General features: G+C 70.5%; 18 protein-coding genes. 7 read left to right on the top strand and 11 right to left on the bottom strand.

Annotated features, from left to right (window positions below; translation table 11 throughout):
- Window positions 1–144 precede the first annotated feature (144 nt).
- Together ACSU1G_RS17395 and ACSU1G_RS17390 are read left to right on the top strand one after the other, a co-directional pair.
- The gene (locus tag ACSU1G_RS17395; RefSeq protein ID WP_439281224.1) at window positions 145–1,020 is read left to right on the top strand and encodes a LysM peptidoglycan-binding domain-containing protein; all 876 of its coding nucleotides are present in this window, start codon (window positions 145–147) and stop codon (window positions 1,018–1,020) included.
- 72 nt (window positions 1,021–1,092) lie between these two features.
- The gene (locus tag ACSU1G_RS17390) at window positions 1,093–1,653 is read left to right on the top strand and encodes an Rv3235 family protein (protein ID WP_439281223.1); all 561 of its coding nucleotides are present in this window, start codon (window positions 1,093–1,095) and stop codon (window positions 1,651–1,653) included.
- Between the two features lie 19 nt (window positions 1,654–1,672).
- Here ACSU1G_RS17390 and secA read toward each other — a convergent pair whose 3' ends face one another.
- The 7 genes from secA to mtrA form a co-directional block, all read right to left on the bottom strand.
- A complete protein-coding gene (gene secA / locus ACSU1G_RS17385; protein WP_439281222.1) occupies window positions 1,673–4,435 on the bottom strand; it encodes a preprotein translocase subunit SecA in 2,763 nt (920 codons plus the stop codon).
- A gap of 106 nt (window positions 4,436–4,541) precedes the next feature.
- Window positions 4,542–5,723: a winged helix-turn-helix domain-containing protein gene (locus ACSU1G_RS17380; RefSeq protein ID WP_439281221.1), complete on the bottom strand. Its 1,182-nt coding sequence runs from the start codon at window positions 5,721–5,723 to the stop codon at window positions 4,542–4,544.
- Window positions 5,724–5,877: 154 nt separating this feature from the next.
- A complete protein-coding gene (gene hpf / locus ACSU1G_RS17375) occupies window positions 5,878–6,558 on the bottom strand; it encodes a ribosome hibernation-promoting factor, HPF/YfiA family (protein ID WP_439281220.1) in 681 nt (226 codons plus the stop codon).
- A 150-nt stretch (window positions 6,559–6,708) separates the two neighbouring features.
- On the bottom strand, window positions 6,709–7,638 hold the full coding sequence (locus ACSU1G_RS17370; RefSeq protein ID WP_439281219.1) for a ComF family protein: 930 nt from the start codon (window positions 7,636–7,638) through the stop codon (window positions 6,709–6,711).
- 124 nt (window positions 7,639–7,762) lie between these two features.
- On the bottom strand, window positions 7,763–9,505 hold the full coding sequence (locus ACSU1G_RS17365) for an LpqB family beta-propeller domain-containing protein (RefSeq protein ID WP_439281218.1): 1,743 nt from the start codon (window positions 9,503–9,505) through the stop codon (window positions 7,763–7,765).
- Window positions 9,505–11,349 (bottom strand): MtrAB system histidine kinase MtrB, encoded by a 1,845-nt coding sequence (mtrB, locus tag ACSU1G_RS17360; protein ID WP_439281217.1) that lies wholly within the window; start codon window positions 11,347–11,349, stop codon window positions 9,505–9,507. Before mtrB ends, ACSU1G_RS17365 begins: the two co-directional genes overlap by 1 nt.
- 1 nt (window position 11,350) lies before the next feature.
- Window positions 11,351–12,028, bottom strand: a complete 678-nt coding sequence (mtrA, locus tag ACSU1G_RS17355; protein ID WP_439281216.1) for an MtrAB system response regulator MtrA — start codon at window positions 12,026–12,028, stop codon at window positions 11,351–11,353.
- 364 nt (window positions 12,029–12,392) lie between these two features.
- Here mtrA and ACSU1G_RS17350 point away from each other — a divergent pair, with 364 nt between their 5' ends.
- Genes ACSU1G_RS17350 through ACSU1G_RS17330 form a run of 5 tightly spaced genes read left to right on the top strand, consistent with a single transcriptional unit; the run spans window position 12,393 to window position 17,936 of the window.
- Entirely contained in the window at window positions 12,393–13,532 is a 1,140-nt protein-coding gene (locus tag ACSU1G_RS17350; RefSeq protein WP_439281215.1) for a hypothetical protein, read from the top strand.
- Window positions 13,533–13,542: 10 nt separating this feature from the next.
- Entirely contained in the window at window positions 13,543–14,250 is a 708-nt protein-coding gene (locus ACSU1G_RS17345) for a DUF4129 domain-containing protein (protein WP_439281214.1), read from the top strand.
- A complete protein-coding gene (locus ACSU1G_RS17340) occupies window positions 14,247–15,548 on the top strand; it encodes a DUF4350 domain-containing protein (RefSeq protein WP_439281213.1) in 1,302 nt (433 codons plus the stop codon). Before ACSU1G_RS17345 ends, ACSU1G_RS17340 begins: the two co-directional genes overlap by 4 nt.
- Window positions 15,545–16,570 carry an AAA family ATPase gene (locus ACSU1G_RS17335; protein ID WP_439281212.1) on the top strand — a complete coding sequence of 342 codons (1,026 nt, stop codon included), beginning with the start codon at window positions 15,545–15,547 and terminating at the stop codon, window positions 16,568–16,570. The genes ACSU1G_RS17340 and ACSU1G_RS17335 overlap by 4 nt, the downstream gene beginning before the upstream one ends.
- A gap of 13 nt (window positions 16,571–16,583) precedes the next feature.
- Window positions 16,584–17,936 (top strand): DUF58 domain-containing protein, encoded by a 1,353-nt coding sequence (locus tag ACSU1G_RS17330; protein ID WP_439281211.1) that lies wholly within the window; start codon window positions 16,584–16,586, stop codon window positions 17,934–17,936.
- An 84-nt stretch (window positions 17,937–18,020) separates the two neighbouring features.
- Here ACSU1G_RS17330 and ACSU1G_RS17325 read toward each other — a convergent pair whose 3' ends face one another.
- From ACSU1G_RS17325 to ACSU1G_RS17310, 4 genes are read right to left on the bottom strand one after another with little or no spacing between them, the layout of a single operon-like run.
- Entirely contained in the window at window positions 18,021–19,235 is a 1,215-nt protein-coding gene (locus ACSU1G_RS17325; RefSeq protein ID WP_439281210.1) for a hypothetical protein, read from the bottom strand.
- Window positions 19,232–19,603 carry a chorismate mutase gene (locus ACSU1G_RS17320; protein WP_439281209.1) on the bottom strand — a complete coding sequence of 124 codons (372 nt, stop codon included), beginning with the start codon at window positions 19,601–19,603 and terminating at the stop codon, window positions 19,232–19,234. Before ACSU1G_RS17320 ends, ACSU1G_RS17325 begins: the two co-directional genes overlap by 4 nt.
- Before the next feature lie 16 nt (window positions 19,604–19,619).
- Window positions 19,620–20,750 (bottom strand): tRNA 2-thiouridine(34) synthase MnmA, encoded by a 1,131-nt coding sequence (gene mnmA / locus ACSU1G_RS17315; protein WP_439281208.1) that lies wholly within the window; start codon window positions 20,748–20,750, stop codon window positions 19,620–19,622.
- The gene (locus ACSU1G_RS17310) at window positions 20,747–22,084 is read right to left on the bottom strand and encodes a cysteine desulfurase family protein (protein ID WP_439281207.1); all 1,338 of its coding nucleotides are present in this window, start codon (window positions 22,082–22,084) and stop codon (window positions 20,747–20,749) included. Before ACSU1G_RS17310 ends, mnmA begins: the two co-directional genes overlap by 4 nt.
- Window positions 22,085–22,104 lie beyond the last annotated feature (20 nt).

Here is a 22,104-nt window from a genome sequence, read left to right as displayed (position 1 = left end):
ATGAAAAGACACTCATCAAGCTCATGAGGCACTAAGAAGCATCAAACCTCATCACTTGACACTATCCGGGATCTATTGTTGCCTTGAGTCACTCACCACGAACTGCGGGGCCCACGGCGCCCGCCGAGCCACAAGGGGCACACCATGGGCGAACGTCCAGACGACCGCCGTCCGCCATTGCGCGGCGAGGACCTGTTCCTGAGCCTGTTGTGCACGGCCGCAGGGCCACTGCTGTGGTGGTCCGGCACCACCGCAGTGGTCGACACACCGTCCGGTGGGGGAATCCAGTTCGTCGAGCGCTCCGTGGCCTCCCTGTGCGTCGTCGCCGGTGCGCTCATCGCGGCGTGGTGGTTCGTGGCCGTCCTGGGCGCCGTTCTGGCCTCCTGCGGGCACCGGTGGCAGTCGGCTCGGCTGGGCCGGCTGGCCCACGTCGGCAGAACACTCTCGCCCGCCTTCCTGCGCCGCGTGGCAGCATCGGTACTCGGCGTGAATGTCCTGTTGGCCCCTGGGGCGTGGGCCGCTGACGGCCCCGGCCTCGGCCTGGAACAGTCCGGTCCCCCGGCCGCACCCACAGCCCTATCGCCCGTCGCTCATTCCGTGGCCCCCCACCCGGGCTGGCGTCCCCGGCCCGCAGCACCCTCCGTGTGGTCCACGGTGGCGCCATCGGCGGCCGCCACGTCGGGCGCCACTCCGGCCACCGGGGAACTGGCCTCGGCAACTCTCGATTCGAGAGTGGACCCCAGCCTGCCGACGCCCGCCTGGAAACCCGAGACGCCGACCCCGGCCACACCGGGGTCGACCCGCACGGCCCGGCCCTCCGCCGAGGAGCCCACCACGCTCTCGGTGCGCCACGGAGACTGCCTCTGGGACATCGCCGCCCACGAGCTGGGCCCCACGGCAACGGACCTGGAGGTCGACCGCCGCTGGCGCCAGTGGTACCACCACAATCGGTCCCTCATCGGCGCCGAGGCCGACCTGCTTCTACCGGGCACGGTCCTGACGGCCCCGCCCTTCGACTAGTGCCACCGCCCGTACCCACCACGATCGCTTTCCCATCACGGCTATCCCATCGCCAGAGCAACCGGAGGAATCATGACCACGCTGACCACGGCAGCAACCCCGAGCCAGGAACGGCCCCTGAACCTGACGCGGTCCCCCGTCCCCGCGTCTCTGCCGCCCCTCGCCGGGCCCGGGACCGCGGGAGCCGCTCAGCGGCAACCCACAGATCGGTCCGGCACAGCGTGGGCGCCCCGCCTGCATCCGGACCACAACCACCAGGCCGGAGACCGCGCCCGGCAGGAACTGCGCCGCGAAGAGGAACGCACCGTCCGTGCCCTGGCTCGGATCGTGGCACTGGCCTGCGTGGAGGCCGAACTCGGCTTGCGGCCCGCCCGCCAGCTGTCCAGGTGGCTTGACCTGCCGACCTACGGCAAGATGGTGCGCCGCTCAGAGCTCGCCCAACGCATCCGGCTGGCCGGACCCGGGCACGCGGTCACCGCCCCCACGGCTCTCGGCGCCCGGGTCTGTCCGGCGGGCGACGGTGTCTATGAGGCCAGCGCGACCATCCAGATGCCGGACCGCGCGAAGGCCATGGCCCTGCGCCTCGAGCAGCACCGGGGACGGTGGAAGGTCACGGCCCTGGAACTGGGCTGAACCGCCGGGTCTGCCACGGTCAGCGGCGGCTCTTCTTGGCCTTCTTGCCACCACCACGCGAGGCGGACGGGGTACCGACCCCGGGGGCTCCGTTGTTCGAGCCGTTCTGGCCGGATCCACCATCGGTGCGGCGCACCTGCGTGGTGACGTCCCCCGAGTCGGACGGGGCGGAGAAGCGCAGGGTGGACGGTTGCCGCGGTGCCTCCAGTCCCTTGACGTTCAGGACCGGGGTCATGGTCGCCGACCGGGCATCCTGAACACCGGGCAGCGAGGTCGGAGCCGGGGCGGTCTGGACCTCCAGGTTGAACAGGTAGCCGACGGACTCCTCGCGGATGGCCTCCATCATGGACTGGAACATCAGGAAACCTTCGCGCTGGTACTCCACCAGGGGGTCGCGCTGCGCCATGGAACGCAACCCGATGCCCTCCTTGAGGTAGTCCATCTCGTAGAGGTGCTCCTGCCACTTGCGGCCGATCACGGAGAGGACCACCCGCCGCTCCAACTCGCGCAGGGCCTCTGAGCCGATGGCCCGTTCGCGGTCCTCGTAGGCCAGCTTGGCGTCCGACACCAGCTCCCGCTTGAGGTCCTCGCCCTTGAGCCTGGCCAGTCCGCCGGACTCCTCCACGACCTCCTCGGCAGTGACGCCCACGGGGTACATCTGCTTCAGGTCGGTCCACAGCTGATCCAGATCCCATTCGCCGGCATGGCCGATCGCGGTCGCCTCGTTCACGATGGCCGTCACCGAGTCCTCGAGGAAGTGCTGGATCTTCTCCTCCAGGTCCTCACCTTCGAGGATCTGCCGGCGGTCCGTGTAGATCGCCTCACGCTGGCGGTTCATCACGTCGTCGTATTTCAGCACGTTCTTCCGCTGCTCGGTGTTGCGCGATTCCACCTGCTGCTGAGCGTTCTGGATGGCACCGGAGACCATCTTCGATTCCAGGGCCATGTCATCCGGGACCGAGGCGGAGTTCATGATGCGGGATGCCGCCCCCGGGTTGAACAGGCGCATCAGGTCGTCCGTCAGGGACAGGTAGAAGCGTGACTCGCCAGGATCGCCCTGGCGTCCGGAACGGCCACGCAGCTGGTTGTCGATCCGGCGGGACTCGTGGCGCTCGGTGCCGAGTACGTACAGACCACCGAGCTCGATGACCTCCTCGTGCTCCTTCTTGACGTGTTCCTGCGCCGCGGCCAGGACCTCGTCCCACACCTCCTCATACTTCTCGGCGTCTTCCTCCGGGTCCAGGCCACGCTGCTGCATCTCGGCCACCGCATTGTGCTCCGCGTTGCCGCCGAGCATGATGTCGGTGCCGCGGCCCGCCATGTTGGTCGCGACCGTGACGGCGCCCTTGCGTCCTGCCTGTGCCACGATCGCGGCCTCACGGGCGTGGTTCTTGGCGTTGAGCACCTCGTGCCGGACGCCGTTCTTCGCGAGCAACTTGGAGAGGTACTCCGACTTCTCCACGGAGGTCGTGCCGACGAGCACGGGTTGGCCGGCTTCGTGCCGTTCGGAGATGTCCTTGACCACCGCGTCGAACTTGGCGACCTCGTTCTTGTAGATCAGGTCTGTCTGGTCCGAGCGCTGTTTGGGCCGGTTGGAGGGGATCACCACCACGCCGAGCTTGTAGGTGGACATGAACTCACCGGCCTCGGTCTCCGCCGTGCCGGTCATGCCGGAGAGCTTGGAATAGAGGCGGAAGTAGTTCTGCAGCGTCACGGTGGCCAACGTCTGGTTCTCCGCCTTGATCTGCACCCCCTCCTTCGCCTCGATGGCCTGGTGCATGCCCTCGTTGTAACGACGTCCTGCCAGCACGCGTCCGGTGTGCTCGTCCACGATGTTGACCTCGCCGTTCAACACGACGTAGTCCTTGTCCTTCTTGAACAGTTCCTTGGCCTTGATGGCGTTGTTCAGGTACTGGATCAGCGGTGTGTTCGCGGACTCGTAGAGGTTGGTGATGCCCAGCCAGTCCTCGGTCTTCTCGATTCCGGGCTCGAGGATGCCGACCGTCTTCTTCTTCTCGTCGACCTCGTAGTCCTCGTCCAGGGTCAACTTGCGGACCAGCTTGGAGAACTCCGTGTACCACCGCGAGGCGTCCCCCTGCGCCGGACCGGAGATGATCAGCGGGGTACGGGCCTCGTCGATGAGGATGGAGTCGACCTCATCGACGATGGCGAAGTGGTGGCCCCGCTGGACCAGCTCGTCCTGGGACCACGCCATGTTGTCCCGCAGGTAGTCGAAACCGAACTCGTTGTTGGTGCCGTAGGTGATGTCCGCGGCGTACTGGGCGCGGCGGGTGGCCGGGTCCTGGTTGGCCACGATCACACCGGTCTCCAGGCCCAGGAAGCGGAACACGCGGCCCATCAGCTCGGACTGGTAGCTGGCCAGGTAGTCGTTGACGGTGATGATGTGCACGCCCTCGCCGGTCAGGGCGTTCAGGTAGGCCGGGGCGGTGGCCACCAGGGTCTTGCCCTCACCGGTCTTCATCTCGGCGATGTTGCCGAGGTGCAGGGCCGCACCGCCCATCAGCTGGACGTCGTAGTGCCGCTGGCCCAGGGTCCGCCCAGCCGCCTCACGCACGGCCGCGAAGGCCTCGGGCAGCAGGGAGTCCAACGACTCGCCCTCGGCAATCCGCTCACGGAACTTCTCCGTCTCCGCCCGCAATTCAGCGTCGGACATCTCGCGGAACTCGTCTTCGAGAACATTGATGGCGTCAGCGAATCCCTTGAGCTGTTTGAGGACCTTCTTGTCCCCGGTCTTCAGGATTCGTTCGATGAAAGATGCCACGTGCCTAGACTCCCTGTTCCCCGGTCCACCGGGTGCGTCGGTATGCGTTGCGCTCTGTGTTCCCTCCATGGGCCGGTGGCCGCAGGGATACCAGCACAGTCTACGGTCAAAAGGCTGGGAGCTTCCTCACGGTCCGCCGCAGTTCCCCTGTCAGGTCACCCTCGGCGTCCGTGTCCACCACCGTCTCCTCCAGCCCCAGCCATCGGGACAGTTCCGCCAGCTCGGCGGGCAGTTCGAAGACCACGTGCCCGACGCCGGCCCGCGGGTTGGCCGTGGTCGTCCCGTGGGCCGGGGGCCCGCCGGGGATCCCCTCCGGGTCCTCGGACCAGGCCCCGCGCACCCGCAACAGCCGAGCGCTGCGGTCGGCCTTGAGGTCGACCTGGGCGGCCAGCTGCTCGCCCAGCAGGAACAGCAGTGAGTAGTAGCCGCGGGTCCGCTGCGGGGCCGGGGTGTAGATCCCGAGTCGATACCGCACGCCGAACAGTGCCTGAACCCGGGGCCGGTGGAACACCAGCGGGTCGAAGGGGCTCACGAGCGCCCGGCCGGTGGCCCGGCGTGGCACGGTGGCCTCGACATGCCGCCAGGCCGGCACGGACTTTCCCCGGGGAGCCGGCCACCGGGTCGGTTCGAGGATTCCCGCACGGTGCAGCTCGTGGGCGGCGGAACGGGCGGCGGAACGGGCGGCGGCGACCGGGAGCCTGAAGTAGTCGGCGAGGGAGGCCTCGGTGGCCACCCCGAGGGCCCGGGAGGCGACGCGGACCAGTTCGACGGCGGCGGCGTGGGGCTCCGGCACCGACTGGTCCTGCGCGAGGCGCTCGCCCGGGAAGAACCTGCGCTCGAACTGGGCGGTACGGCCGGCACTGGCGATGCGACCTGCGGCGAAGAGGTCCTCGAGGACCCGCTTCACCACGGACCAGTTCCATCCCCAATTCCCCTCGGACCGGCCGTGATCGCCCAACTGGGCCTCGACCTGCCGGGCCGTCAACGGCGGGGAGGCGTCCAGCAACATCAGGATCCGGGCTGAGAGGGAATCCCGGAGCAGCGGGTCCAGTTCGGTGGCCGTCATCCAGGTGCGGCGCTGCACGGCCAGCAGCGCCGGCCTGAGCCGCACCGGGACCAGGGAGGCCTCATGGGCCCAGTACTCGGTCCAGCTGCGGGGATTGCGGTGGGACAACCTGTCCAGCAGTGCGGGGTCATAGGGACCGAGGCGACTGTAGACGGGGAGGTAGTGGGCGCGGGCCAGGATGTTGACGGAGTCCACCTGGAGCACGCTGAGCCGGTCTGCCACGGCCCGGATCCTCCGGGCACCCGGAATCCCCGGAGGTCGTCCTCGATGCAGCTGCTGCGCCGCGAGCGCGGCTCGGCGCGCCTCGGAATGGCCGAGCACAGGACCGCCCGGCTGCGATGAGCCGGGCGGTCCCTGACGGCGGGTCACCGGTGCGTCAGACCGTTGCGGCCCGGTAGTCGATGTCCTCTTCGTGGACCTCGGCGCCCGGATGATCGGCGTCCAGGGTGATGACGCCATAGCTCCAACCCTTGCGCCGGTACACGGCGGAGGGCTGGCCGCTGGATGCGTCGATGAAGAGATAGAAGTCGTGACCCACGAGTTCCATGGCATCCACCGCGTCATCCACGCTCACGGGTGTGGCCGGGAAGATCTTCTTCCGGATCCGCACGGGGACCTCATCCCTGTCACCCGGATCGGCCTGCTCCTGGGACGCCTGGTTGGCTATGGCCTGCTCGACCAGCGACTGGCCCGGCTCCGTCGGGGGGAGTACGGCCGTGGCGTCGGCCACGGAGACCCTCTTCTGCTGCCGGTCCTTCTGCCGGTCACGCAGCCGGCGCAGGCGCTCCAGGAGTTTGCCGAACGCCAGATCGAATGCCGCGAACTTGTCATCAGCCTGGGCCTCCGCGCGGATGACCTTGCCTTTGCCCTGGACTGTCAGTTCAACCGTGAGCTTCTCGTCCGAATGCCGGTGGTTGGCCTGCTGGGTGACCTTGATCTCCAGCCTTTGGGCCCGGGCGGACAGTTGCTCGATCTTGCTGAACTTTTCCTGGGCGTATTCCCGGAAGCGGTCCGGGATGGAGACGTTGCGGGCAACGTAGCTGACGTCCATGGTCATGATGTCCTCCTAGGAGCCTGACGGCTTTTCGAACACGAGGCGTGCCTTCAACAGGGCGGATGAGTCACCCTCTTAATGCACATCGGCGGCGGGAAGAACTCCTCCTTCCTGCCGCCGGGTACGGACCCCCGGGGGTCCGATGGGATCACCCTAGTACGTTCTGCACGTGGAGTTAAGACCTTCATCGGATACCGCTGCCGGGGCAGTCACCGCGGCAAGTACCACCGCCCCGACCGGATCGATCCCGCCGGCTTCGAGGGCCCTCCACGTGGCCGCGAGGGTCGAGCCCGTGGTCATGACGTCGTCGAAGAGCACCACGCTGCGGGTGCCGCGCCGGGCGGCCGCCGGAGCCTCTGCGGCGAGGCGGCGGGTGGGCCGGAAGCGATCCAGGGTGCCGGAGCGCCGCTGCCGTGACCCGGTGCCCGCATGGCTCGTCCGGTGCCGGAATGCCTCCAGCGGAGATTCCCTCCGGTGTGCCAACCAGCCCCGGGCCGTGGCCCATCCTGGCGGCAGGGCCCCGCCCAACAGCTCCTCCACCGGGTCGAATCCCCGGCGCCGGAATCCGGAGGCGCTCCCCGGGACCGGCACCAGGGTGAACGGTCCGCAGATCCCCAGCTGTTCGGGAACGGCCGCCAGCACGCGATACACGGCCGGTCGGAGGAACCGCACGACGGAGGTCCGCCCGTGGTCCTTGAAGGCCAGCAATGCCTGTGAGGCCTCCGCGCCGTAGCGTGCGGCGGCCAGCACGGGCACGGGGCTGGGCACGGGGCTGGCCTCCTGGTGCCCACCGGAGCCTCCGGTGGCCCCGGCAGTCCCGGCAGTCCCGGCGGTCCCGGCCGCACGGGTGGACCGCAGGGGCAGCGCGGCCGCGTCCCTCTCGGCCCGGAAGGGGTGTAAGAGCTCGGAGGCCAGCCGGGGCTCACAATCGGGGCACACCGCTCCATCCTTCGCGCCGCACAGGACACAGAGACTGGGCAGCAGCAGACCCGTCAGTTCACGGGATGCAGCGGCCGCGGCCTGCACGGCCCTCAGGTGCACCGCGGCGTCGAGGAATGCGGCCAGGCGCCCAGTGGTCTCCATCGGGCCAGTCTGCTCCAGCACACTGATCGGAGGCTGCCCCGCCGGGACCGGCTGTGGACGACATGCCCGGCGGCACCACGGGCGGCCGGCTGCCCGGCTTCCCTGCCGACCAGCCGGTCGCCGCCTACCCGGGGAAGGCCAGGTCGTGGGCCAGGGCCCCGGTCTGGGACCGCCAGGTGGAGCCGGCCAGGGTGTGCACCGCTTCGGCCGTCTCGGCGTAGATCGGGTTGTCACCCGGCCCCGTGGAGAACCCCGTCATCCCGAGCAGCGGCCGCAGGGTGACGAGCGAGCCGTCCAGTCCGATGATCTGGGCTTCCACCGAGGAGTCACCGCTGGTGGCGGCCACCAGCAGCTTCTGGTCGGAGACCCAGTTGACGTCGCTGATGGGGACGGTCGGCTCGAGGCGGACCGGTGAACCCAGGCCGCGAGGCACCCCCTCGGAGTCGCGGATGACGCCGGCAAGGTACAGATGGGCGGAGTCCCCCTCGCCGGCCACGATCGCCGCCCGGGTGCCGTCGCGGGAGGTCCGTAGCGCCAGGACGGTGCGGTCCCCGAGCCACTCGGCGCTGATCTCCCGAGACGCATCTTCCTGGCCTCCAGCCTGCACGGCCATGATGCGGGTGCCGTTGGCGTGGTCCACGGTCCAGATCCAGCCGGAGGAGTCGAAACTCGGCCGGGTGAGTTCCTCACCCTCGACCTCGAGCTGCTGGGATCCATCGGTTCCGGCGGACACCATCCGGGTTCGATCGCCGTTGAGGAAGGCGAACCGCGTGCCGTCCAGGCTCATGGCCGGGTCCACGGGCCCGCCCTCCACCTCGGCCTGCAGGCCGCCCACGGGGACGGTGGCGTCACCTTCGAAGTAGACCAGCTCGCCGTCGGCCACGGCGACCTGGGTCGAGCCCACGCCGGGGTTGATCCGTGCCGGCTCGAAATGATCCGCCACGGCACCCAGGTCCAAGGGGTTCAGGTCCACGGACATCTCCACCCCGGAGACGTTGTTGAGCCCATCCAGCGTCAACTCGAGTTGCTGCTGCATGCGCTGCCGGCCCAAGGAGTCCACGCTCTCGACAGACTGTTGGGTGAGGTCGACCTTGGCCAGGCCGCTGCTGACCGGCACGGACGGCCGGGACAACTCCGAGCCGGACTGGAACGCCGTCCGGACCGCACCGTCCAGGTAGGGGGAGGGACCGTCCATCAGGGCCGCGACGATGTCCGCGGCCGTACCGGATCGGTTGAGGAACCATCTCAGGTCCGGCACCGCGTAGGCATAGGACTGGTCATAGAAGTACAGCTCGTGGGAGGCGAAGAGGGCCCGGAACTGTGCCGTCTCCAGCATGCTGCCCCCGGGCACCTGGGAGATCCGCCACTGACCGTCCACCTGCGTGAGCTCGAACCCCACGGCCTCGGAGGTGTTGGCCGGCATGCGGTTCATGATGCCCCGTTCGTCGACCACCGAGTCCACCTCCATCTGGACCTCGTACTGGTTCTCCTGGGCCGAGGGCACCACGGTGGGAGCCTCGTTGTAGACCAGGGTCCGGGCCTCCGGGTTCCAGGACGTGGCGGCCTCCTCGGTGAGGAATTCCCGGGCGGTGGCGTAGTCGTCCTGGATGCCGGTGCCGGCATTGAGGAACCCGCGGATGATCTCCTCGGGACTGGAATCCTGCACCGGGCCGGCCGGCGTGAAGGAGTAGTTCATCTGGTTCTCGGCCCCGGGCAGGGGGTCGGAGGTCCCCACCGGCCCGCCCTGTGGCAGATGGGCGCAGCCACTGAGCATCAGCAGACCCGCCATCAGGACAGCGCAGAGCCCGGCCATCGGGCCGCGGGAGCGCAAGAGACGGGCGGAATCCGCCGGCTGGGAGCCCATCATCAGGATTCATCCTCCTCGTGGGGGGTGGCGCCCGGGTCCTGCTCGGAGCCGGGGTGCGGTGGTGAATCCGGGCGCGGCCGGTACAGCGACTGCTCCTGGATCCGGTCCGGCAGCACCTCACCGGTCAGCTGAGCTGGCGCAACGCCCTCAAGGTCCTCCAGGTCCTCAAGGTCCGACGGCAACCGGCGCTGGGCCTCGGTGTACACCGGGGGCAACTCCAGCGGCGCGTCCTGGCCCACCGTCGCTCCGCTGATGCGCGGAATGACGAGGCGGAAGGCTGACCCGTCCCCCAGACTGCCCCACGCGTCCAGGCGGCCGTTGTGCAACCGGGTGTCCTCCGAGGCGATCGACAGGCCCAGCCCCGAACCGCCCGTGGTCCGGGCACGTGCGGGATCTCCCCGCCAGAACCGGTCGAAGACATGCGAGGTCTGCTCCTCGGACATGCCGATGCCGTGATCGTGGATCACCACCGCCACGTCGTCGTCGTTGGCTCCGACGATCACGTCCACCGGGCGTCCCTCGCCGTGCTCGATGGCGTTGTTGACGAGGTTTCGGATGATGCGCTCGATGCGGCGGGGGTCCACATGTGCGCTGACCTCCGAGCCCATGGGCACCACATACACGTCGGTGTCGGCCTTGTGCGCCAAGGGTTGCGCCGTCTGGACCACGTCGGTGACCAGGTGCAGGATGTCCGTCTCCTCCGGAGCCATCGTGGCGGCACCGGCGTCGAACCGGGTGATCTCCAGCAGATCGGCCAACAGGGCCTGGAACCGTTCCACCTGGTGGTACAGCAGCTCAGTGGACCGGCGATTGATCGCGTCGAACCCGTCGCGGGAGTCGTACAGCACCTCGGCGGCCATCCGCACGGTGGTCAGCGGGGTACGCAGCTCGTGCGAGACATCGGAGACGAACCGTTGCTGCATCTGGGAGAGTTCCGCCAGCTGCGTGATCTGGTCCTGGATGTTGTCTGCCATCCGGTTGAACGAGATCCCCAGCCGGGCCATCTCATCCTCGCCCCGTACCGGCATGCGCACGGAGAGGTCTCCCGAGGACAGTGTCTCCGCGGCAGAGGCGGCCTGGCCCACCGGCCTGACCACGGACCGGGTGACGTAGACGGCGATCAGGGAGTTCATCATCACCAACATGGCCCCGGCCACCACGAGGACCCGCATCAGGTAGTCCAGGGTGTCCTGCACGCTGGAGAGGTCGTACACCATGTACAGGGCGTAGACGTTGCCCGGCGGAAGGGTCACCTGGGTCCCGAAGGCCAACGCCGGGCTGGTGCCACCGTCCTCCGCCGGCAGGGCGATGGACTGCCAGTACGTTCCGCTGCCGTTCTGGATCGCCTCGGACAACCCCTCGGGGATCACGTCCGCTGACAACCCAGAACTGGACTTCGGACCGACGAAGAGGTTCTGGGTGTCCTCGAGCGGGACCAGGACCATGTCCCGCACCACCGTGGCCCCCGTCTCACCGGCCAGCTGGTTCAGGGTGTTGGTGACCAGCAGGTCGGTCGTCTCCGAGTCATTGGTGTTCGCGTTGTTGAAGATGGACCGGGCCTGGTTCAGGCCGCGGTTGGATTCGGCCTCGACCTGGTCGAATCGGGACTGGAACAGCCCCGAGGTGATCTGCTGGGTCAGGAACAGGGCCAGCACGCCGGCCGCCACCAGGGTGAGCACCGCGGTGATCGCCACGGTGCGCAACTGCAGGGACGCAGTCCACCGGCGCCGAAGGGCCGAGAACCAACCGATGAGCACCGCACGGGGCCGGCCCCCGATCCCCGCATCCGAGCCGGCAGCAGCGGTGTCCGCCTGCTCGGGGGCGGTGACGGTGCCCGTGGTCAACTCAGCTCTGACCGGCCTTGTAGCCGACGCCGCGGACCGTCAGCACGACCTCGGGGATCTCCGGGTCCTTCTCCACCTTGGAACGCAGTCGCTGGACGTGGACGTTGACCAGGCGGGTGTCGGCCTGATGCCGGTAGCCCCAGACCTCCTCGAGGAGCATCTCCCGGGTGAAGACCTGCCAGGGCTTGCGGGCCAGCGCGACCAGGAGGTCGAACTCCAGGGGCGTGAGCTGGATGACCCCGTCCCCGCGGTTGACCTGGTGCCCGGCCACGTCGATGGTCAGGTCGGCGATCGTCAGGGTCTCCGGAGCACGCGTCTCGCCCTCCCGCAGCCGGGCCCGGACACGCGCCACCAGTTCGGCCGGTTTGAACGGCTTGGGGACATAGTCGTCAGCGCCGGCCTCGAGCCCACGCACCACATCAGAGGTGTCCGACTTGGCCGTCAGCATGACGATGGGGGTGTCCGACTCGGCGCGGATGGCCTGACAGACCTCGATCCCGTCCATGCCGGGAAGCATCAGGTCCAACAGCACCAGCTCGGGGCGGGTGGACCGGAACATCTCCAGTGCCTGTGAGCCGTCCGCACAGAAGGTCGGTTCGAAGCCGTCGTTGCGCAACACGATGCCGATCATCTCCGACAGTGCCTCGTCATCATCGACCACGAGAATTCTGGCCTTCACAGGATTGGTCCTCCCCTTCACCGAAGTTCTCGCCGGAGGGCTTCCTCCGTCCGACGCCGCCGACCGGTGGCCCAGTGCAGACCGGCCCGTTCGGCCATCCGTTCCACCTTATCCGACAAGCGGGGATGCGGCCGATATAGTCGTCATTGCAGGTGGGGCGCGCCGCACCACCATTGGTCGGCCCGCCCGCCCACCCACCGTCACAGGACCGCAGATACAGCAGATACCGCAGGGGGATCTTCCGTTGGACCAGCATCAGTATCCGAACGACGGCCAACGGGGCCCCTGGGAGCAGGACGGCCCTTCCCCCTATGGGCCACCCCTTCAAGGCCAGTCCCCCTACGGTGCCTATGGGCAGCCACCGATGCAGCAGAATCCCTACAGCAGCCAGCCCGCCTACGCTGCTCCGTCACGCCGGCCCGGCGTCATCCCGCTGACGCCGCTGGCCCTGGGTGATCTGCTGGGCGGATCCTTCGCCGTCATCCGGCGCAATGCGGCCGCCGTGGTCGGCACCGCCCTGATCGTCTCCCTGATCGAGATCCTCGTCTCCGTCCTGGCCACCACCCTGATGTTCGACACCGTCGCCGGCCTCCTGCGCATGGAGGATTCGGGTGTGGACCCCTTCCTCGAGGACTCCACGGCGATCCAGGTCTTCGGGGAACTCTCCGGCTTCGTGGCACTGACGGTGGCGGGCGCGCTGCTCGCCGGACTGGCCGGGGTCGTCGCCCAGGGCGTTCTGGCCGTGGTGGTCCTCCGTTCCGCCGCAGGTCTGAAGACCTCCCTCGGCCAGGCCTGGAGGCTGACCGGACGCCAGGTCTGGTCCCTGATCGGCCTCGGCCTGATCTACATGGTGGCCGGTTTCGTCCTGGTCCTGCTGTTCCTGGCCGTGATCGTGGGGTTGGTGATCGCCGCGCTCAACGAGGACGGCACCCTGGCCGGGGTGATGGGGATCCTGCTGTTCGTCCTCACCATCGCCAGCGTGGTGCTGGGGGTCTGGCTCTACGTCAAGCTACTGCTCGCCGCATCCGCCTCGGCCGTGGAACTCAGATCCCCCCTCAAGGCGATGGGCCGGTCCTGGACCCTGACCCGCGGCCACTGGTGGCGGACCTTCGGCATCATCCTGCTGGTGGGCATCATCGTCGGGGTGGTGTCCTCGATCATCACCACCCCGTTGTCCATGATCGGCGGGGTCTTCGCCCCCTTCTCGGAGGATGCCACGGCCGAGGCCATGTTCGAGGAATCGCGGATCTGGATGCTGGTCAGCGTGATCGCCACCTCGCTGGTGGGCTCCCTGGCCACCGTCTACACCGCCTGCCTCGTGGCGCTCCTCTACACCGACTACCGGATCCGTCAGGAGAGCTTCGACCTGGAGCTTGCCGCAGCGGCCGAGGCCGCCGGGCTGAGCGACGATGCACGGTTCAGCACGGTCCAGGACGTCCAGGCCGCCGCCGGCACCGACCATCTGGTTCCGGGACGCCCTCCCGCGGGGCCTGCCGATCGCTGAGCCGGGCGGCATGGGATGGGTGATGGGCCGGGTCGCGGCCGCGTCCGCGGCGCCCGGGGACGGGTGGGAACCGGACCGGGATGAGGCACGCCGTCTGCTCCAGGAGCAGCTGTCCTCCTCGGAGTATGCCGAGGCCAGACCCCATCCGATCCTCGAATGGCTCCGCGAGGCACTGGCGGCTGTGGTCGAGTGGCTCGACTCCCTCGGCGGCGCCGCCCCCTCCCTGCCCGGCTGGGTCCTGCCGCTCCTCCTGGTGGCGGTGGCCGGCGTCGTGCTCTGGCTGGTCCGCCCCCGCACCAACGCCTCGGCCCGCGCCCGCCGGGCCGCCGCCGTGTTGTCCGACCGCTCGATCAGCCCGGAGCAGTACCGGCGCACAGCTGCCTCCGCTGCGGCAGCCGGACAGCAGGGCGAGGCGCTCGCCGCCTGGTACCGGGCCCTCGTCCGGCAGGCCGAGGTCCGCACCGCGCTGACGGTCAAGCCCGGACGCACCGCCACCGAGGCCGCCCACGGACTGGGAGTGGCGTTCCCCGCCGAGCGTGATGCCCTCGAAGCGGCCGCGGACGGGTTCAACGCCGTGGTGTACGGCGAGCGCTCGGCGACCCCGGAGCAGGCGGCAGCCGTCCGGGAGCTCGACGAACGGCTGCAGCACCGGGCGCTGGCCGCAATCCCGGTGGGTAGTGGATCCGGTGGGCAGAACGGCATGGTGGCCCCCCGATGAGCACCGCGACCTCCACCCCCGAAACCGCCACTCCCGGCACCTCCACCCCTGGCACCGCCACCCCGGAGATCCCCACCACCGGCCGCGCCCTGGCGCACTGGTGGCGGAAGGCCTGGATCTGGTTCGTCCTGACCGCGTTGCTGCTGCTCGTGGCCGTGCCCTCGATGCTCCGGCAGACCCCGGACGACCGCCTGCTCTCCCCCGACTCGGCCTCCCCACAGGGCGCACTGGCCGTGGTCCGGGTCCTGCAGGACCACGGCATCACGGTGCATCCGGCCACCTCGCTCCACGAGGCGGTGGCCCTGGCCGACGAGCACCCCGAGGCCTCCGTACTGTTCCACGATGCCGCCGATCACCTACCCGCGGCCGGACTGGACGAGCTCGCCGCGGCGGTCGAGGCGGACCGCCGCGTCCTGGTCGAGCCGGACTTCGCGGTGCTGCAGCACCTCGCCCCCTCGGTCGCCCAGGCCGGGCAGGTGCCCGACGGCGACCGGCTGGCCTCCGGGGACCGGTGCCGGCTCCCGATGGGGCGCGAGGCGCGGTCCATCCCCGCCGCCGGCCGGGCCTATCGCGCTCCGGACGCCGAGGCCTGCTTCCCCGTTCCGGGGACCGGTGAGGGGCCCAGCGGGCCGGCCCACACCGTGCTGCAGACCGCCGACGGGACCCTCGTCTTCGGCGACCACGGCATCTTCGCCAACGAGTCGGCCGACACCGAGGGCCACCCCGTGCTGTCCCTGTGGTCGCTGGGCCGGTCCGCGGACGTGGTCTGGTACCTGCCGGGTCTGCAGGACGCCGCCGTGGACCAGGGCCCGCCGACCACGGAGCAGCTGTTGCCGGACTGGGTCCGCCCGGCCGGGATCTGGCTCATCATCTGCCTGGTGGTGCTCATGCTGTGGCGGGGCCGCCGCCATGGCCCACTGGCCGTGGAGCCCCTCCCCGTGGTGGTGCCCGCCTCCGAGGCCGCCGTGGGCAGGGCCCGCCTCTACGAACGTTTCGGTCACCACGATGCCGCGGCCCGGTCGCTGCGATCGGCCACCCTGGTGCGGCTCTCCCGCACCCTGAGACTGGGCCACGGCGCCTCCGTCCAGGCGGTCGTCTCCGCGGTGGCGCGCGTCACCGGCCGCGACCCCTCCCGGGTGGCCGCCGACCTGGACGTGGCGCAGGTGGGTACCTCCCGCGACCTCGTGGCCGCCGGCCGGCGGCTGCAGGGGCTGGAGGAGGCCGTGCAGGCGGCCCTGACCACCGATCCGACACCGCCCGGCCCGAAGACCCCAGACCCCGATGGAAGGACACCATGACCATTGCGAACCCCGAGTCCCAGCCGGACCAGCCGGGACAACCGGGACAGCCGGACCGGCAGGCCCCGACGGACCAGGACCTGCGCCGCGTCTTCGGCGCCGTGCGCGAGGAGGTGGCCCGCGCCGTCGTCGGACAACAGCCGGCCGTCACGGGACTGCTGATCGGACTACTCTGCAACGGCCACGTCCTGCTCGAGGGCGTGCCCGGGGTGGCCAAGACACTGCTGGTGCGCACCCTGTCCGCCGCACTGGACCTGCAGACCCACCGCGTCCAGTTCACCCCGGACCTGATGCCCGGTGACGTGACCGGCTCGCTCATCTACGACACGAAGACCGGTGAGTTCGAGTTCCGTGAAGGCCCCGTCTTCACCCACCTGCTGCTGGCGGACGAGATCAACCGCACCCCGCCGAAGACCCAGGCCGCCCTGCTGGAGGCCATGGCGGAGGGCCAGGTCTCGGTGGACGGGGTCTCCCGGCCGCTGCCGGATCCGTTCATGGTGGCCGCCACCCAGAACCCGGTGGAGTATGAGGGGACCTATCCGCTGCCCGAGGCGCAGCTGGACCGCTTCCTGCTGAAGGTCACCCTCGAGCTGCCCGAGCGCGAGGACGAGGTCGAGATCCTGCGCCGCCATGCCGAGGGCTTCTCGGCCTCGGACCTGGCCTCGGCCGGTGTCACCGCCGTGGCCGACGCCGCGACGATCCAGGCGGCGCGCGCCGCCGTCGGGAAGGTCCAGTCGGGACCCGAGGTGCTGGGCTACATCACGGATCTGGCCCGCGCGAGCAGACTCTCCCCCTCGTTCCAGCTGGGGGTCTCCCCCCGCGGGTCCACCGCCCTGCTGCAGACCGCCAAGGCGTGGGCGTGGCTGAACGGCCGCGACTACACCACCCCGGACGACGTCCAGGCCATGGCCCTGCCCTGCCTGCGGCACCGGGTCTCGCTGCGGCCCGAGGCCGAGCTGGACGGCGTCAGCACGGACCAGGTGCTCTCCGGTCTACTGGCCACCGTCCCGGTCCCCCGCTGATCGGCGCGCGCTGATGGTCCTCTCCGGCCGGTTCCTGGCCCTGGCCCTGGCCTGCCTGCTCCCCGTGCTGCTGCGCCCGGGCACGGACACGATCCTCTGGTGCCTGCTGGCCCTGGTCCTGGTGGCGGCCGCCGATCTGGTCCTCGCCGCCTCACCGCGCACCCTGCTGCTCGAGCGGGAGCTTCCGGCCTCCTCCCGCCTGGACGAGGACGTGGACAACGCGCTGCTGGTGACCAACCGGGGCCGGCGCCGGCTCCGCGGTTCGGTGCGGGACGCCTGGCAGCCCTCGGCCGGACAGACGGCACCCCCTTCGTCACCGTCGTCCCCCTCGACCTCGCAGCCCCCGTCACCGTCCCGCGCGGACGCGGCGGTGGCGCTGGACGTGCCGGCCGGGGAACGACGCCGGGTGCTCACCCACCTGCTGCCGCGGCGCCGGGGCACCCTGCGCACGCCCTCGCTCACCGTGCGCTCCTGGGGTCCACTGCGGATGATGGGACGTCAGCTCACGGTCCCCGCCGCCGGCCAGATCAGCATCCTGCCGCCGTTCCGCTCACGCCGGCATCTGCCCTCACGGCTGGCCCGCCTGCGGGAGATGGACGGGCGTTCTGCCGTCCAGCACCGCGGGGCCGGCACCGAGTTCGACTCCCTGCGTGACTATGTGCGCGGCGATGACGTCCGCTCCATCGACTGGCGGGCCACCGCGCGCCGGCAGGACGTGGTGGTGCGGACCTGGCGGCCCGAGCGGGACCGGCGCGTGGTGATCGTCCTGGACACCTCCCGCACCGCGGCGGCCCGCGTGGACGACGAACCCAAGCTGGACACCGGGATCGAGGCCGCCCTCCTGCTGGCCGCGCTGGCCTCCGCCGGCGGGGACCGGGTGGAGCTGATCGCCTTCGACCGGCGGGTGCGGGCCCGCGCCTCCTCCACCGAGAAGGGCAACCTGCTACACCGGATGGTCACAGCCCTGGCCCCCGTCCAGCCGACGCTGCTCTCCGCAGACTGGTCCAGCATCCCCGTGGAGGTGGCGGCGGTCTCCCGGCAGCGCTCACTCGTGGTCCTGCTGACCGATCTGGAGCCCTCCTCGCTGCAGGAGGGGCTGCTGCCGGTGCTGCCGGCCCTGACGGCCCGGCACCAGGTGGTGGTCGCCGCCGTGGCCGACCCCCAGCTGGCCGAGATGGCCCGGGTCCGGGACGACGCCGAGACCACCTTCCGCGCGGCAGCCGCAGAACGCGCGGGGCTGGAACGGCGGGCCGCCGCCCGCGAACTGGAGATGCTCGGCGTCGAGGTGGTGGACGAGGCACCGCACGTCCTGCCGCCCGCGCTCGCGGACGCCTACCTGCGGCTCAAGGCCGCCGGCCGCCTCTGACACCGACCCTTCCCCTAGCGTTTTCAGTCGATTTCGGGTGGGTGTTCGGCCGAAACACCCACCCGAAGTCGACTGGAAGTATGCCTAGAGGCCGCCGTCCTGACGGATCCGGTCCAGTTCCTCGGCGGCGGCCACCGTGCCGTCCACGGTCCGGTTGGCCTGGACGCGGGTGCCGGCGGACAGGTCCGGGGCGGCCAGGAGGAGCTGGCCGAGCCGCGCCGGGTCCAGACCCAAGCGCTCCCAGGTCCGGGCGAGACCGACGGCGGCGCCCCGGTAGGGCCGGCCCGCCGCGGTCCCAGCCATCTCCGCGGCCGCGGCAGGATCGGAGGACCCGGCACGATCAGTCGATCCGGACGGCGGCAGCCGGACCGCCACGTGGCGCCCCGCTTCGGTCCACCCGGCCACCAGCTCCCACCGTGCGGGATCGGAGCCCGGACCCTCCAGCGGCGCCAGCGGGAGGGCCAACGCGGTCAGCAAGCCGTCGCCGTCCCGCCCACTGTGGTCGGTGGTGGTGGCGGTCGTGGCGGTGGCAACGGTGGTCGTGGCGGTGGCGCGCGCAGGCAGCGCCTCGGAGGCCAGCAGCGCCAGGTCCGACCAGGACCAGTCCGACCCGGCCCCGCGCCGTCCGGGGGCCAGGATCAGACCGGTCGCGCCGGCGTCGAGCACGGATTCCAGGACCAGGGTCCATGCGGCCCGGACCTCCGAGCGGGGAATGGAACGCACGGTGCGGTAGCCGCTCGCCGTGGGCAGCGCCCCGGAGAGGACGGCGGCGGCCCGCGGCTCGTCCAGCACCACGGTCAGCCGTCCGGCGCCGATCTGCGAGCGCAGCGCCTTCACGTGGGCGGCCAGGCCCGCGGCCAGCGACTCGGCCACGTCCCGGCGGGCCCCGTGGTCCGAGAGGGAGCGTTCCCCGCCCGGCAGCCAGAGCTCGGCGGCCAGGGTCATCGGACCGGTGACCCGCACCAGGAGGTCCTCCAGCGAGAGGCCCGCTGCCCCGGCCACGTCGGTCAGGGCATGGCGATCGGAGCTCAGCGCGGAGACAGCCCGGCGGTGGTCCAGCCCGGCTTCGGGCACGAGCCGCCAGCCGTGAGGCCTCAGGTCCACGGTGAGTCCGTCCAACAGTGCTGTCGTGCGGCCGATCGGATCGGATCCGGGGCCCCGGGACGGCAGCTCAGGCAGCACCGGAAGGTGCGGGGGGCCCAGGACGTTGAGCAGGTCCCCGGCGGCTGCCACCGGATCGACCCCCGGCCAGTCCCCCAACAGGGTGGCCCGGACCGAACCGGGCTGAGTCCGGCTCAACGGTTCTCGGCCGCGATGGCGCGGTGGTGCTGGATGACCTCGGAGACGATGAAGTTCAGGAACTTCTCCGCGAAGGCCGGGTCCAGGTCGGCGTCCTCGGCGAGCCGGCGCAGGCGCTGGATCTGGGCGGCCTCCCGGCCCGGGTCCGAGGGGGGCAACTCGTGCTCGGCCTTGAGCCGCCCCACCCGCTGGGTGCACTTGAACCGCTCGGCCAGCAGGTAGACGAGCGTGGCGTCCACGTTGTCGATACTGCCGCGGATGGCGTACAGCTCCTCCAGCACGGCAGGGTCTGCGGTGCCCTGCAGGGACGAGGCGTGCGGGTCGTATCCGGCCGACCGGCCGGTCCCGGCGTGGGGCTGCTCACTCATGGTCTCCAGCCTACGGTCAGGCGACGCGTGCGGCGTTGATTGCGGCGTCGATCGTGGACTGGCCGAGCACCCGGCTGCCCTGGTAGAGCACGGCGGTCTGGCCGGGGGCGACCCCCGTGAGCGGTTCGTGGAGCTCGATGAGCCAGGTGGCGTCGTCGGATCCCTCCCCCGCGCCCTCCACCCGGGCGCGCGCCGGGACCGGGTCCCCGTGGGCACGGACCTGGACGTGGCACTCGAACCAGTCACCGGTGGCCTGCTCGGCGAGCGGGGCGCCTGCCCAGGAGGGCCGGATCCCGGTGACCCGGTCCACGGCGAGCATCTCCTTGGACCCGACCACCACGGTGTTGTCCTTGGGCCGGACCTCCAGCACGAAACGCGGTCGTCCGTCCGCGGCGGGCCGGCCGATGCTCAGGCCCTTGCGCTGGCCCACCGTGAAGGCCTGTGCCCCGGGGTGGGAGCCCAGACGCTGGCCCTCCGTGTCGAGGATGTCCCCCTCGGTCATCTCGATGCGCTCGTTCAGCCAGCCGCGGGTGTCCCCGTCCGGGATGAAACAGATGTCATGGGAGTCGGGCTTGGCGGCCACGGAGAGGCCGCGTTCGGCGGCCTCGGCGCGGACCAGGTCCTTGGAGGGGGTGTCCGCCAGCGGGAACATCGAGTGCTCAAGCTGCTGTGCGGTCAGCACGCCGAGCACATAGGACTGGTCCTTGGCCCAGTCGGCCGCGCGGTGCAGCTCCAGGGCGCCGTCCTCGGTGCGCAGCACCTTGGCGTAGTGGCCGGTGCAGACGGCGTCGAAACCCAGGGCGAGTGCCTTCTCCAGCAGGGCGGCGAACTTGATGCGCTCGTTGCAGCGCATGCAGGGGTTCGGGGTCCGGCCGGCGGCGTACTCGGCCACGAAGTCGTCCACCACGTCCTCTTTGAAGCGCTCGGAGAAGTCCCACGTGTAGAAGGGGATGCCGAGTTTCTCGCAGGCGCGCCAAGCGTCCCGGGAGTCCTCGATGGTGCAGCAGCCGCGGGAGCCGGTGCGCAAGGTCCCGGGCATCCGGGACAACGCCAGGTGTACCCCGACCACCTCGTGGCCGGCGTCCACGGCACGTGCTGCGGCGACGGCGGAATCGACTCCCCCGCTCATGGCGGCCAGGACCTTCATACGGTGGGGTTTCCCTTCGGTGTGCTGCTGGACGGTGTGTTGCTGGTCGGTGTGCTGTTGGCCGTCTGGATCGTGGAGGTGTGCCCGGCCATGCCGGCCCGGCGCGCGGAGGCATGGACGTCCGGCAGGACGGCCAACACCTGCTCAACGTCGGCGGCCGTGGAAGTATGCCCGAGGCTGAACCGCTGCACCGACCTGGCCTCCTGCTCGCCCACTCCGAGGGCCAGCAGCACGTGGGACGGACGCGGGACCCCGGCCGAACAGGCGGATCCCGTGGAGGCCTCCACCCCCACCATGTCCAGGCCGAACAGGATCGAGTCCCCCTCGCAGCCCGGGAAGATGAAGTGCACGTTGGCCGGCGAGCGCCGGGTGCCCGCCGGTACCCGCTGCCCCGTCTGGGGATCGTGGTCCTCGGGGCCGGTGAGCCGGGCCTCGGGGATCAGTTCCCGGATCCCCTCGATCAGCCGGTCCCGCAGGGCGCCGAGGCGTTCCCGTTCCCCGTCGAGGTGTGCCCGGGCCTGGGTGGCGGCCGCCGCGAAGGCCTCGATGAGGGCCGCCGGGATGGTGCCGGAGCGGATGTCCCGTTCCTGCCCGCCCCCGTGCTGCACGGGGGTCAGGGTGGCATCGCGGCGCACCAGCAGGGCGCCGACTCCCACGGGCGCACCGAGCTTGTGACCGGTCACCGCCAGGGTGGTGGCGCCCGATGCCTGGAAGTCCACCGGGACGGCCCCCAAGGCCTGCACGGCATCGGTGTGGAAGGGTACCCCGTACTCGGCCGCGATCGCGGCAGCTTCGGCGATGGGCTGGACGGTGCCGATCTCGTTGTTGACCCACATCAGGGTCGCCACGGCGATGGTCTCCGGATCCCGGGACAGGGTCTCGCGCCAGGCCTCCAGGTCCACCATGCCGTCGGCGTGGACCGGGACGAAGTCCAGTCGGGCCCCCTCGTGGGTCTCCAGCCAGGTCGCCGTGTCCAGGATGGCGTGGTGCTCCAGCCCGGTCAGCACGATCCGGTGGCACGCCCCTGCACTGGCGGCCCCGCCGCGTGCTGCCGCGTCCCGGCGGGCCCAGTACAGGCCTTTGAGGGCCAGGTTGTCCGACTCCGTGCCCCCGGAGGTGAAGATGACCTCACTCGGGTGGGCGCCCACGGCGGCAGCGAGTGCGTCTCGAGCGGTCTCCACCCGCAGCTTGGCACCCCGGCCGGACTGGTGCAGCGAGGACTGGTTCCCCACCGTCAGGGAGCTGGAGGTGAACGCCTCCAGTGCCACCGGACGGATGGCCGTGGTGGCGGCGTGGTCCAGGTAGACCCGGTTCCGGGAGGCGGAGGTGCTCATACCTCCAGTGTAGAAGCGAT

Source organism: Microbacterium sp. A93 (genome assembly GCF_051842835.1).
Note: the sequence above shows the minus strand (reverse complement) of the source record. Positions and strands in the feature narration are given on the sequence as shown.